Below are 13,308 nucleotides of genomic sequence, written 5' to 3'. Positions count from 1 at the left end.
CTTGTCTTAGCGCCGACAAGGCACGCCCTGCCCCGTCGAAAACACCCACAAAAAACCACCGCTTTAAGGGGATTGCCGCACACCGCCCATTGGCTTAAGCCGGCAATCTTACATTAGCCGACTCTGACAACCGCTTCCGTAACCGCTTGCTGCGGCACCAGCCGGGATAGGGGTTTTTCCACTTCGCTGTAATGGCAAAGTTCCAGCCGGCCATCCATGTGCTCCAGCACTGCGGTGCAGTTTTCCACCCAGTCGCCGGTATTGATGTACACCCGCCCTTGCAGGTATTGCAGCTCCGGGTGGTGAATGTGACCACAGACCACGCCATCAACCCCCGCCTTGGCCGCCCGGGTCAGGGCCGCCGTGCGAAAACGCGCCATGGCAGACTCCGCTTTGGCCGAGCACTGTTTCAATGTGCGCGCCACCGACTGATAGGGTAAGCCGAACACCCGGCGACCGGCATTCCATATGCGGTTAAGGAACAACACCAGATCATAGGCGTTATCCCCCAGCCAGGCATCAAAGCGGCTGGCACACAACTCCCGGTCAAATTCATCGCCGTGGATCAGCAGCAGTTTACCGTGTGACGGACTGTGATAAACATATTCCTGATGCACTTCTATTTTGTCCACGGCGCCGCCGTCAAAGCGGCGCATCGACACATCATGGTTGCCGGGCACATAAATCACCTTGGTGCCGTTACGGGCCTTGTCCACAATCAACTGGAACACCTGTTGGTGGGTATCAGGCCAGAACCAGCGCCGGTTCAGCGCCTGCATGTCCACCACATCGCCCACCAGAAACAGATATTCGCTCTGATGCTGCTGCAGGAATTTCAACAGATAAGCGGCGCGACAGTGTTTTTCGCCCAGATGAAGATCAGAAAGCCAGATGGCCTGACAATACCGGCTGGTTGAAGTTGCTGCTGAGGTCATGGGTAGGGGTCCTGTACCTGACGGAAATTCAACTCTCGCAGGTTAGTGAGCGGATTTTACGCAGGAGTTACCACAGTTTGATGATTTTGTGACATGCAAAGGCCCTCATGCGGCCAAGCAATAACACTGCACCTGCTGGCGGCAGCACAGCGGCAACCTGACGCGTCACGAAAAAAATGCGCGGTGGTCGTACATCACCACCGCAGCGGTGGCGGTCAAGGCTGCAATGAAAAGCTAACCGCCAAAGTCATCCAGCAGAATGTTGTCCCGCTCCACCCCCAAGCTTTCCAGCATGGAGATGACCGAGCTGTTCATGATGGGCGGGCCACACATGTAGTATTCACAGTCCTCCGGCGCTTTATGGTGCTTGAGGAAATTTTCGTACACCACGTTATGGATAAAACCGGTATAGCCTTTCCAGTTGTCTTCCGGCAGGGGTTCCGACAGTGCCACATGCCATTCAAAATTGTCATGGCTGCGAGCCAGCTGATCAAAATCCTCCTGATAGAACACTTCCCGCAGCGAGCGGGCGCCGTACCAGAAACTCATTTTGCGTTGGGTATGGCGGCTTTTCAGTTGATCAAAAATATGGGAGCGCATGGGCGCCATGCCGGCGCCGCCGCCAATAAAGACCATTTCCGCATCGGTGTCTTTCACGAAAAATTCGCCAAAGGGGCCAGAAATGGTCACCGTATCCCCGGCCTTCAAATTGAAGATGTAAGAGGACATCTGTCCCGGCGGAATATGGGGCTTGGGCGGCGTGGCAATGCGCACGTTGAGCATGATGCGCCCTTTTTCCGCAGGATAATTGGCCATGGAGTAGGCCCGCATCACCGGGGCGCTCACTTTGGAGCTGAGTTCGAACAAGCCGTGTTTTTGCCATTCGCCGCGGTATCGCTCGTCAATCTCAAAATCCTTGTAGTGCACCTCATGGGCCGGCGCTTCTATCTGGATGTAACCGCCGGCTTTAAAGTTTACCTCTTCCCCTTGCGGCAGTTTCAGCAGCAGCTCCTTGATGTAAGTGGCGGTATTGCGGTTGGACACCACCTGGCACTGCCATTTGCGCACGCCAAAAATCTCCTCGTCCAATGCCAGCACCATGTCGTTTTTCACCGCCACCTGACAGGCCAGCCGGCACCCGGCCTGGGCCTCTTTTTTGGTGATGTGTTCGGTTTCCGTGGGCAAAATGTCGCCACCACCGGATTTGACGATTACCCGGCACTGACCGCAGGTACCGCCGCCACCGCAAGCGGACGGGATGAAAATCTCTTTGGATGCCAATGCCGACAGCAACTTGCCACCGGCAGCCACGGTCACGCTTTTGCTGTCATCATCATTGATGCGCAACTGCACATCGCCCTGCTGCACCAGACGGCTTTTGGCAAACAGGATAAGCGCCACCAGCAGGCAAACCATCAGGGTGAACATGCCGATGCCAATTAACATTTCCATCTGTCTCTCCCTTTTGTTGCTGGCGTTACAGGGTGATGCCGGCAAAGGCCATAAAGCCCAGCGCCATTAAGCCCGTGGTGATGAAGGTGATGCCAATCCCCTGCAGGTTTTGGGGAATGGCATTGAATTTCAGCCGTTCGCGGATACCGGCCAGCAGCACAATGGCCAGCGCCCAACCGCTGCCCGCTCCCAGGCTGAAGACCAATGAATCACTGAAGTTGTAATCCCGGGTGGACATGAAAATCACCCCGGCAAAAATGGCGCAGTTCACGGTAAGCAGCGGCAGGAAAATCCCCAAAGTCTGGTACAGTACCGGCACGTAGCGGTCCAGCACCATCTCCAGAATTTGCACCAGTGCGGCAATCACGCCGATAAAGGTGATGAGCTGCAGATAGCTGAGATCAAGCCCCGGCATGCCGGCCCAGGCCAGCGCGCCGGGTTTCAGCACATAGGTGTAAATCAGCTGATTGACCGCCACCGCCAGCAGCATCACCACAATCACGGCAATCCCCAGCCCGAAAGCGGTGGACACCTTTTTCGATACGGCCAGAAAAGTGCACATGCCAAGAAAAAATGACAGCGCCATGTTGTCAATGAAGGTGGCCTGAATGAACAGGTTCAGATAGTGTTCCATAACGCCCCCTTAACGTTGCCGGTGACGGGCAATATTGATCACCCAAATCAATACGCCGATGAGGAAAAAGGCACTGGGCGGCAGTTTGAACATTTCGTTGGGCAGATACCAGCCGCCCTCGGCCACGGTTTGCAGCACCTGTTGGCCAAACAATGTACCGGCGCCCACCAGCTCCCGCACAAAGGCCACCGCCAGCAAAATGAAGCCGTAACCGGCCGCATTGCCAAGGGCATCAAGCAGGGCGAAATGCGGCGGCGCTTTCATGGCAAATGCCTCTGCCCGCCCCATCACGATGCAGTTGGTGATAATCAACCCCACAAATACCGACAGCTGCTTGGACAGCTCCGGCGTCAAGTCCTGCAGCACCATGTCCACCACAATCACCAATGAGGCGATAACGGTCATCTGGGCAATGATGCGCACGCTGTTGGGAATGAGATGCCGGATAAGGGAAATGAACACATTGGAGCACACCAGCACAAAGGTGACCGCCAGGGTCATCACCAGTGCGGTTTGCAGTGAATTGCTGACCGCCAGTGCAGAACATACGCCCAGCACCTGCATGGCCACCGGGTTATTGGCAAAGACCGGCTGCCAGAGCATTTGCCGTGTGGATAAGGTTGCACTCATGACTAATCCTCCGCCCGCAGCTGCTGCAGCGCCGGGGCAAAACCCTCGGCGCCAAACCAGAAGCCCATCATTTTCTCAATGCCCACGCCGGTGCGGGTGGCACCGCTGATCCCATCAACACCGTGAACATCCCCGGCCTTGGCACCGCCCTTGACCACTTTCAGCGCCACCTGCCCATGCTCGTCAAACAGCTGCTTGCCGTGCCACTGTCCAAGCCAGTGGGGATCGCTGATAAAGTCGGTAATCCCGGGAGTTTCCCCATGCTCGTAAAACACCACCGCCTTGATGGTGTTCACGTCCCGGCCCACTCCCACAAAGCCGTAGATAAGCGACCACAAGCCCTTGCCGTAAACCGGCAGCACCCAACCTTGGGTCTTGCCGCCGCTGTCGTGAATACGGAACACCCGAATGGCGTTGGCACGGGTTTTAATGCGGGCCATATCCTTGCGGATTTTGCTGGAGGTTTGCGGATTCACGGCAGCCATGCGCTCGTCATAATCCAGCAAATCCGCCTGGGGCTGCAATGACCCCTCGGGCAAGGTCAGCAGTAACGGCGTAACCCGCTCGGCAAACAACCCGGAAAACCCGCTTTTATCCGCATCAATGCCGGCAGCCAGCAACACGTTCTGCATCAAGGCATCACGCTGTTTGGCCAGTTTGCGCTCTTTGAGCACATCGGCAGTACCGGTAATCATGAAGGAGCACACCAGGCACAGCACAATGATAAAGACGAAGGTGCCGGCAACGCTGTCTTTATTGAAGGTCATGGCGTTTTTTCCTCCGTCTGATATTCACACGCGCCACCACCGAATCCAGCAGCGGTGCCCACAGGTTGGCAAACAGAATCGCCAGCATGATGCCCTCGGGCATCTTGACATTGGCCACCCGGATAATCACCGTCATCACCCCCACCAAAATGCCAAACAGCAGCTTGCCGGGACGGGTGTAAGCGGTGGTAACCGGATCGGTGGCCATGAACATCATCCCCAACGCAAACCCGCCGGTGACCAGATGCCAGCTCCAGGGCATCATCGCCCAAGCGTTTTTACTGCTCCCCAGATAATTGAACAGCAAGGAAGTGACCATCATCCCCAGCATGACACCGGCCACAATGCGCCAATCGGCCAGCCGGGTGAGCAGCAACAGGGCGCCTCCCAGCAAAATGGCCAGTGCGCTGGTTTCACCCATGGCACCCACTTCCGTGCCCACAAATGCCTGCCACCAGCGCGGGTCAGCAAATGCCGATAAGGCGCCATCCGTGAACTGCCACTTGTTGGCCGCCACCTGCGCCAAGGTAGTGGCGCCACTGTAACCGTCCACCGCCACCAGCTGGGCGCTGGTGGTCACCTCCGAGGGATAGGCCAGATAGATGAACGCCAGCCCCGCCAGCGCTGGGTTGAGGAAGTTGTATCCCATGCCGCCAAAGAGCTCCTTGGCCACAACCACACCGAAACTCACCCCCACCGCCACCAGCCACAAGGCGATATTGGCGGGCATGCACAGGCTAAATAGCAGTGCGGTAACAAAAAATCCTTCGTGAAGTTCCTGTTGGCGCACCTTGGCAAAAATCACTTCCCACAGCAAGGTGGTCAGCAAGGCGGTAACATATACCGGCAGGAAATACCCTAGGCCATAAGCGAACAGGGCCAAAGTGCCGGCATCTGCCTGCAAGGGTCCCAGCAGCAGGGTAAACAGGGCATTGTGCCAGTCAGCGGCGGCATGAGCGCCATTCGTTAACGCCAGTTGGGCCTGCAATCCGGTGTTATAAATGCCAAAGAGGATGGCGGGTAACAGGCAAATGCCCACCAGCGTCATGGTGCGTTTGACATCAATGGCATCGCGCACATGCACCCCATCCTGGGTACTGCCGCCATGGCCGATGAACAGGGAGCGGAAAAAGTCGCGAATGGTTGACCCCGGGGCGTAGTAGGCTTCCTGAATGCCCGGCTTGGATTTTTTCATCAGCCTTCCCTCTCGATAATCGTCAGGCAGGTACGCAGCGCCTGCCCGTAATCATATTTGCTGGGGCACACAAAAGTGCACAGTGCCAGGTCTTCTTCATCCAGCTCCAGCGCTCCCAGTTGCTGCGCTTCATCGGTGTCCTGCACCAGCAGATCCCGCACCAGCAAGGTGGGCAGGATATCCAGCGGCATTACCCGCTCCAGCTGTCCAAAGGCCAGCATGGCCCGCTTGGCGCCGCCGCTATGGGTGGTCATGGGAAACAGCCTGCGGGGCAGGAAATGCGACAATACGGCGCCTGTCACCGAAAACAGATCCTTGCCCGGGCGCACCCAGGGCAACACGCTGGCGTGATGATCTTCCAGTAGCACCGACAACTGAGGCCGGAAACGGCTGAGATAATCCAGCTGTGCCGTGGCATTGAAACCGTTCAGCACCGAGCCTGACACCACCCGGCACATCTCCGGTTGTTGCAGTTCGCCTGCCACCAGCTCGCTGGCTTTGGCGCCCATAAGGGTGCGCAAAAGGCGGGGATTTTTGACCTGAGGCCCGGCCAGGGCAATCACCCGGCTGCTGTTGAGCTCGCCGGTGGTAAACAGCTGGCCCACGGCAATCACGTCCTGATAGCCGATATGCCATACCTGGCGCTCAAGGCTGACCGGCGCCAGATAGTGGATGTGGGTGCCCACCAAGCCCGCCGGGTGCACGCCGGCAAAACGCCAGCTTTGCACCCGTGGCAACTCACTGCCCGGCAAGGGTTGCGCCTGGCCGTCCTGACACAGATACAGCGGACCGTCCGTCAGATGACTGAGCACCTGCAATCCTGCTGCAAAGTCTTCAGCGGCATCGGCAATCACCACCCGGGGATCCGCCGCCAGCGGATTTGTGTCGGTGACGGTAATGAATAACGCCGCAGGATGGGAGCCTGGTTTGGGAGCCCGGGAAAATGGCCGGGTGCGCAATGCCACCCACAAGCCGCTGTCCAGCAGTTTTTGCTGCACGGCCTCGCGAGACAGGCCATCAAGGTCGGTTTCAGCCCCGAAATTGATGTAACCGTCGCCTTCCAGGGTAATCACTACCGACAACAGTGCCCGCCGGTCACCCCGGTTGATGGCAGTGACCACACCGGATGCTGGCGCCGTAAAACGCACGCCGGGATTTTTCTTGTCCTCAAACAGGGCCTGGCCTGTACGCACCCGCTCGCCCTTTTCCACCAGCATGGTGGGTTTCATCCCCACATATTCATGCCCCAGCAACGCCACCTGCGTCACCGGCCGGGCCGTTTCAATCACCTGCTGCGGTGCGCCGGTAATGGGTAAATCCAGCCCCTTGCTGATGGTGATAACCCTTTTTGCTGAACGCCCCATCGCTTGCTCCCATGGCTGATGAATAACCTTATGCTACAGAAGTCATGACTAAAATACAGTCAGTGATATGCCCGCACAGACGGATGCCGCCGGATTTGTTAAGCGCAAAATACATTAGCAAATACTGAATTTTGCACGCACAAAAAACCTGAAACGAATTCATTTTCAATCTGTTAGGGGATAATACTGCTATGCAGTTGGGGATATGCCCGTCCCTGATGTTGGCACGGTCGTCTCCCTGACAATGCTATGGCCAACCTTAAGTCATCTCTGTGACGCTTTTATGCACAATACCAGCTCTGTGTGTTAACACCCTAAATAAGCCGCTTTTTAAACAGGGAAATTAATAATTTGCGAGCTGGATCACGATGAAATTCATGATCTCCATCGCCTATTTTCCGGATTACCTCTTGCGAGGTATTTCACCTCCCCAGCCCCAATCCTAGACTTTTTGTCACCACGACAGGCCACAGCGCCGCCAACTCAAGCAGGTGGGACATGTCTCAGCAAACATCGCAGGAATACCACATCACCAGTCTGGTGATCCATGCAGCCCCGGGTCATCTGCCAACCGTCAGCCACCATATTGCCCGGTTGGCCGGCTGCGAAATCCACGCCTCAACACCCGAGGGCAAACTGGTGATCACCATTGAGGGCGACAGCCAGCAACAGGTGCTGACCCAGGTGGAAGCCATTAACCAGCTGCCGGACGTATTGTCCAGCAGCCTTGTTTATCACCAGGTTGAGACCCTCAGCCACGAACCACAACGATAAAGAAGAGGACACACCATGAGCATTAACCGCCGTGAGTTTCTCAAAGCCAATGCCGCCGTTGCCGCCGCATTAACCATTGGTGCCACCTTGCCGGTAAAAATGGTGCAGGCCGCCCAGCAAAACGATGCCATAACATGGGATAAAGCCCCCTGCCGTTTTTGCGGCACGGGCTGTTCCGTACTGGTGGGCACCCGTGACGGCAAAGTGGTGGCCACCAAGGGCGATCCTGAAAGCCCGGTGAACAGGGGGCTTAGCTGCATCAAGGGTTATTTCCTGTCGAAAATCATGTACGGCAAGGACAGGCTCAATACGCCATTGCTGCGGATGAAAAACGGCCAATACGATAAAGAGGGGGAGTTCACGCCGGTCAGCTGGGATACGGCGTTTGACGTGATGGCCGAGAAATGGAAACACGCACTGCAAACCAAAGGCCCTACCAGCGTGGGCATGTTCGGCTCCGGCCAATGGACCATCTGGGAAGGCTATGCCGCGGTAAAACTCCATAAAGCGGGTTTCCTGACCAACAACATCGACCCTAACGCCCGCCATTGCATGGCTTCTGCCGTAGGGGGCTTCATGCGCACCTTCGGCATGGACGAACCCATGGGCTGTTATGACGATTTGGAAGCGGCCGATCATTTCGTGCTGTGGGGCGCCAATATGGCGGAGATGCACCCGGTATTGTGGGCCCGCCTGTCAGACCGGCGCCTGAGCAACCCCAACGGCAAAGTGCATGTGCTGTCCACTTTCCAGAACCGCTCTTTCGATTTGGCCGACAATCCCATGGTGTTCCGGCCCCAATCCGATCTGGTGATCCTGAACTTCATTGCCAATTACATCATCCAGAACGGCGCCGTAAACCGTGACTTTGTCAACAAGCACACCAAATTTGTCAAAGGGGTCACCGATATCGGTTACGGCCTGCGACCGGATCACCCGCTGGAGAAAAAGGCCAAAAATCCGGGCAACGGCAAGTCCAGCCCCATCAGTTTTGAGGAATATGCCAAATTTGTCAGCAGCTACACCCTGGAATATGCCGCCCAAATGAGTGGCGTGGCGCCAGAAAAACTGCTGACACTGGCCAAAGCCTATGCCGATCCCAAGATTAAAGTGATCAGCCTGTGGACCATGGGCATCAACCAGCATGTACGCGGCGTATGGGCCAACAACATGCTGTATAACCTGCATCTGCTCACCGGCAAAATCTCCACGCCGGGCAACAGTCCCTATTCCTTGACCGGCCAACCCTCCGCCTGCGGTACCGCCCGGGAAGTGGGCACCTTTGCCCACCGGTTGCCCGCCGACATGGTGGTGGCCAATCCCAAGCACCGCGCCATTGCTGAAAAAATCTGGCAACTGCCGGAGGGGGCCATACCGCCAAAACCCGGCTATCACGCCGTGCTGCAAAGCCGCATGCTCAAAGACGGCAAGCTCAACTGTTACTGGAGCATGTGCACCAATAACATGCAGGCAGGCCCCAACATCAATGAAGAAATCCACCCCGGTTTCCGCCATCCGGACAACTTCATTGTGGTGTCCGACCCCTACCCGACGGTAACCGCCATCAGTGCCGACCTCATTCTGCCCACCGCCATGTGGGTGGAAAAAGAAGGCGCTTACGGCAATGCGGAGCGGCGCACCCACATGTGGCATCAGCAGGTGCGGGCACCACTGGGGGCCCAATCCGACTTATGGCAGCTGATGGAGTTTTCCAAACGCTTCAAAGTGGCCGAAGTCTGGCCAGCCGAGCTGCTGGCCAAAGCGCCGCAATATACGGACAAGACCCTGTTTGAGGTGCTGTTTGCCAACGGCGTGGTGAACAAATTCCCCGTGAGCGACTGCAAAGGAGCGCTCAACGATGAGTCCCGCCACTTCGGTTTTTATGTGCAAAAAGGGCTGTTTGAAGAATATGCCGGCTTCGGGCGGGGTCACGGCCATGATCTGGCGGATTTTGACGCTTACCATGCCAGTCGCGGCTTGCGCTGGCCGGTAGTGAACGGCAAGGAAACCCTGCGCCGCTTCGTGGAAGGCGCCGACCCCTATGTCACCGCTGGCAGCGGCTACCAGTTTTACGGCAAGCCCGACGGCAAGGCGGTGATTTTTGCCCTGCCCTATGAGCCTGCCGCCGAAGAACCCAATGCGGAATATGATCTGTGGATGAGTACCGGCCGGGTGCTGGAGCACTGGCATACCGCCTCCATGACCGCCAGGGTGCCAGAGCTTTACCGGGCTTATCCGGATGCACAAGTCTTCATGCATCCGGAAGATGCCAGCGCCCGCGGGTTGAAACGGGGGGATGAAGTGATTGTGGCCTCCGCACGGGGGGATGTGAAAACCCGGCTGGAAACCCAGGGACGCAACAAGCCGCCCCGGGGCGTGGTGTTCATGCCGTTTTTTGATGCCCGCCAGTTGGTGAACAAGCTGATGCTGGATGCCACCGACCCCCTCTCCAAGGAAACCGACTTCAAAAAATGCCCGGTCAAGGTGATGAAAGCCTGAACCACGGCCAAGGAGAAACACAATGGCAACACCGTCATCACAGGTAAAAAAGGTTAACCGTCGCCAGTTTCTGGCCACCGGTGGCCGTTATGCCTGTGCGGCAGGATTGCTGGGCGCGGGGTTGGTGACCATTGCCAAATCCCAGCCGCTGGGGCCGCAAGCACTGCGGCCACCCGGCGCATTGCCTGAGGCTGAATTCCTGTCCGCCTGCGTGCGCTGCGGCTTGTGTGTGGAGGCTTGTCCCTACCACACCCTGCAACTGGCAAGCTGGCGGTCACCGGCGGCAACGGGCACCCCCTGGTTCAGTGCCCGCAACATCCCCTGCGAGATGTGTGAAGACATTCCCTGCATCAAGGCGTGCCCATCAGCGGCGCTGAATCCGTCACTGCAGGATATCCGTCAGGCCGACATGGGGGTGGCAGTGCTGATTGATGAGCATGAATGCCTCAATTTCAGAGGGCTGCGCTGTGATGTGTGTTACCGCGTATGCCCGCTGCTGGATGAGGCCATCACCATCGACATGAGCCGCAATCAGCGCAGTGGTCACCATGCCAGGTTCATTCCGGTGGTACATGCCGACAAATGCACCGGCTGTGGCAAATGTGAGCATGCCTGCGTGCTGCAAACCCCGGCCATCAAGGTGCTGCCAAAGGCACTGGCGCTGGCCAAAGCCGCCGCCCACGACACTTACCAGCAGACAGAGAGCGTCACCCTGGAGATGCTTAACGGAGGATTCACGCCATGAGCCGTACTACTTCACAGTTTGCGGCGCCTGCCAAACGGGGCTTCTGGCGTGCCCGGCGTTTTTTGCTGCTGCGCCGGACAAGCCAGTTGGCCATTCTGGCCCTGTTTGCCCTGGGCCCCTGGGCTGGCATCTGGCTGCTGCGGGGAAACCTTTCCGCCAGCGTGTTGCTTGATACGGTGCCGCTGGCAGATCCGTTAACCACCCTGCAGGTGCTGCTCAGTGGCCACTTGCCCCAATCCTCACTGTTAATCGGGGCGGGGTTGATAGGGCTGTTTTACGCCTTGCTGGGAGGGCGGGTGTTTTGCAGCTGGGTGTGCCCGGTGAACATCATCACCGATCTGGCCGCCTGGTTGCGGCGCGCCTTAAAACTGCCACGAACCCCGGCGCTGCCGGGAACATTCCGCTACGTGATGCTGGTACTGGTACTACTGCTGCCAATATTGAGCGGCATGCTGGTGTGGGAGTGGCTGAATCCGGTACCGCTGCTTTACCGGGCATTGCTGTTTGGCAATCTGGGTGGACTTGGCATCCTGCTGGCAATTTTCATGGCGGATTTACTGCTGGCAGAGCGCCTGTGGTGCGCCCATGTATGCCCCACGGGCGCACTTTACGCACTGCTGGGCAAACTGGCACCCATCAAGGTGGTCGCCGTTAACGCCGAGGCCTGCAATAACTGCATGGACTGTTTCAGTGTTTGCCCTGAGCGCCAGTTGTTAAAGCCTGCCCTCAAGGGCAAACAACCGGTCATCAGCAGTGGTGATTGCACCCTCTGTGGCCGTTGTATCGACGTCTGCACCCCTGAAGTCTTTCAATATAAAAACCGATATTCAAAAGCGTTCCAACGCGTTGCCCACAAGGCGGAGAAAACACAATGAAAACAAAATTATCCTGGATACTCTTTATCATGCTCTGCGGTTGCAGCGGCCCACACACCGCCCATACGGCCCAACCGGTCAATGTCACCTCCCTTGGTGGCAACACGCCGGTGACACAGGCAGCACCGCTGGACAGTGAGGCCCAATACCCCAAGCGGGGCGCAGCCATTGCCCGCAATTATGCCGAGCAGCCACCGCTTATTCCCCACAAGGCGGACTATCCCATCAGCTTGCAGCGTAACAGCTGCATGAACTGTCACGGCTGGGACAAGGCCAAACGCATGAAGGCCACACCGGTTGCGGCCTCCCATGTACTGGATGACAAAGGCACCCTCAAGGGGCAAAACTACTTTTGCACCCAGTGCCATGTGCCCCAAGCACAAAACAAGCCACCACGGGTGGAAAACAGTTTTACATCGCAGTAAGCCACTGCCGGCCAAAACGACGAGAAAACGACAGGAAGCGCGCGGCCATGGCAGCTCCGCTCATGGGGGGCACGCCATGGCCTCGAGGGTATTGCATCCGTTGTTATCGGTTTCAACGACCAACTCAACAGCTAATTTTTTTGCAGGATAACCACCCGCCGCTCGTCATGATAACAAAGCGTCAGGCCGTAGTGCCGGCATATCCAGCGAAAGCTGTCGAGATGGAAAAAACTGCAATGGGTGGGATCCCGGGTGTAGTGCCAGTCATAAAACTGCGCCTCACTTTGCCAGCGGTCAGTCATCACCCCCAAAATGCCGCCGGGGGGCAACAGTGAGCACAAACGCCCCAACTCGGTTGCCGGCTGATGAAAATGCTCAAAACACTCGCTCGCCAAAATGAAGTCATAACTGGGCTGCAAGGCAATGGGGAAAAAGGCCGGATCGTAATCATCACAACGGATGCCATGCCGGGCCAACAGCGCCGACATGGTGGGGCCGGGGCCGCAACCAAAATCCAGCCCTGCCATGGCCGGTGTCAGCAGAGGGAGCACCGGCTTCAGTAACCGCGTTAAAAATGCCACATAACCCGCATCGTCAATGCTGTTCTCATGGGTGGCGTAATAGGCCCGCTCCTCTGCCAGTGAGAGGCGATCGCCGCCATGCAAAAAGATCAGCTGGCAGCCGCTGCAACGCAGGTAACGGCGCGCAACCCTGGCAGGCACCGCCATTTTTGGTTGCTGATCACCGCAAAGGGGGCAAGTGTGTGCTGACAATGCAGCCTCCTGTTGTATCCAAAGCCTGGGCTGATTGCCCGCATCCGGAGCTTCAGCGCTGAAAAACCGCCACACTTTACCATCAGCCACCGGGTATTATCCATGCAGCGCTGCACACTCAATCAGCACCAGACGCCATAAGGATTATGCACCATGAGGCGTTAAAACGCGGGAAGGTGACAGCGGCAACCCCTTGGCAACAGGCAAAAAAAATCGCCCGCAAATGCGGACGATTCTAGG

Annotated in this window: 13 protein-coding genes; 5 read left to right on the top strand and 8 right to left on the bottom strand. The window is 57.3% G+C overall.

Translation table 11 applies throughout. The features are described 5' to 3' along the window. Positions 1–113: 113 nt before the first annotated feature. From ACIDEJ_RS03835 to ACIDEJ_RS03805, 7 genes are all read right to left on the bottom strand, one after another. A complete protein-coding gene (locus ACIDEJ_RS03835) occupies positions 114–935 on the bottom strand; it encodes a UDP-2,3-diacylglucosamine diphosphatase (protein ID WP_411986774.1) in 822 nt (273 codons plus the stop codon). Between the two features lie 234 nt (positions 936–1,169). Continuing rightward, positions 1,170–2,387 (bottom strand): NADH:ubiquinone reductase (Na(+)-transporting) subunit F, encoded by a 1,218-nt coding sequence (gene nqrF, locus ACIDEJ_RS03830; RefSeq protein WP_411986773.1) that lies wholly within the window; start codon positions 2,385–2,387, stop codon positions 1,170–1,172. A gap of 25 nt (positions 2,388–2,412) precedes the next feature. Continuing rightward, the gene (gene nqrE, locus ACIDEJ_RS03825; RefSeq protein WP_411986772.1) at positions 2,413–3,021 is read right to left on the bottom strand and encodes an NADH:ubiquinone reductase (Na(+)-transporting) subunit E; all 609 of its coding nucleotides are present in this window, start codon (positions 3,019–3,021) and stop codon (positions 2,413–2,415) included. Between the two features lie 9 nt (positions 3,022–3,030). Continuing rightward, positions 3,031–3,651 carry an NADH:ubiquinone reductase (Na(+)-transporting) subunit D gene (locus ACIDEJ_RS03820; RefSeq protein WP_411986771.1) on the bottom strand — a complete coding sequence of 207 codons (621 nt, stop codon included), beginning with the start codon at positions 3,649–3,651 and terminating at the stop codon, positions 3,031–3,033. Between the two features lie 2 nt (positions 3,652–3,653). Further along, entirely contained in the window at positions 3,654–4,418 is a 765-nt protein-coding gene (locus ACIDEJ_RS03815; RefSeq protein WP_411986770.1) for a Na(+)-translocating NADH-quinone reductase subunit C, read from the bottom strand. Beyond that, entirely contained in the window at positions 4,405–5,613 is a 1,209-nt protein-coding gene (locus ACIDEJ_RS03810; protein WP_411986769.1) for an NADH:ubiquinone reductase (Na(+)-transporting) subunit B, read from the bottom strand. Before ACIDEJ_RS03810 ends, ACIDEJ_RS03815 begins: the two co-directional genes overlap by 14 nt. After that, entirely contained in the window at positions 5,613–6,977 is a 1,365-nt protein-coding gene (locus ACIDEJ_RS03805) for a Na(+)-translocating NADH-quinone reductase subunit A (protein WP_411986768.1), read from the bottom strand. Before ACIDEJ_RS03805 ends, ACIDEJ_RS03810 begins: the two co-directional genes overlap by 1 nt. Before the next feature lie 498 nt (positions 6,978–7,475). On the opposite strand from ACIDEJ_RS03805, the gene ACIDEJ_RS03800 reads away from it, so the two are divergent. The 5 genes from ACIDEJ_RS03800 to ACIDEJ_RS03780 are packed head-to-tail and all read left to right on the top strand — an operon-like array spanning position 7,476 to position 12,295. Next, positions 7,476–7,751, top strand: a complete 276-nt coding sequence (locus ACIDEJ_RS03800; RefSeq protein WP_411986767.1) for a chaperone NapD — start codon at positions 7,476–7,478, stop codon at positions 7,749–7,751. Between the two features lie 15 nt (positions 7,752–7,766). Continuing rightward, on the top strand, positions 7,767–10,250 hold the full coding sequence (gene napA / locus ACIDEJ_RS03795; protein ID WP_411986766.1) for a nitrate reductase catalytic subunit NapA: 2,484 nt from the start codon (positions 7,767–7,769) through the stop codon (positions 10,248–10,250). A gap of 22 nt (positions 10,251–10,272) precedes the next feature. Then, a complete protein-coding gene (gene napG, locus ACIDEJ_RS03790; protein ID WP_411986765.1) occupies positions 10,273–10,995 on the top strand; it encodes a ferredoxin-type protein NapG in 723 nt (240 codons plus the stop codon). Then, complete coding sequence (gene napH, locus ACIDEJ_RS03785) at positions 10,992–11,870, top strand: quinol dehydrogenase ferredoxin subunit NapH (protein WP_411986764.1); 879 nt, start codon at positions 10,992–10,994, stop codon at positions 11,868–11,870. Before napG ends, napH begins: the two co-directional genes overlap by 4 nt. After that, positions 11,867–12,295: a nitrate reductase cytochrome c-type subunit gene (locus ACIDEJ_RS03780; RefSeq protein WP_411986763.1), complete on the top strand. Its 429-nt coding sequence runs from the start codon at positions 11,867–11,869 to the stop codon at positions 12,293–12,295. Before napH ends, ACIDEJ_RS03780 begins: the two co-directional genes overlap by 4 nt. A gap of 131 nt (positions 12,296–12,426) precedes the next feature. Here the strand turns inward: ACIDEJ_RS03780 and ACIDEJ_RS03775 are convergent, their stop codons facing one another. Continuing rightward, positions 12,427–13,068, bottom strand: a complete 642-nt coding sequence (locus ACIDEJ_RS03775) for a methyltransferase domain-containing protein (protein ID WP_411986762.1) — start codon at positions 13,066–13,068, stop codon at positions 12,427–12,429. Between the last annotated feature and the right edge of the window lie 240 nt (positions 13,069–13,308).

Source organism: Shewanella mytili, from assembly GCF_046765975.1.
Taxonomy (GTDB): Bacteria; Pseudomonadota; Gammaproteobacteria; order Enterobacterales; family Shewanellaceae; genus Shewanella; species Shewanella mytili.
This window is presented reverse-complemented; position numbering and strand designations above follow the sequence as displayed.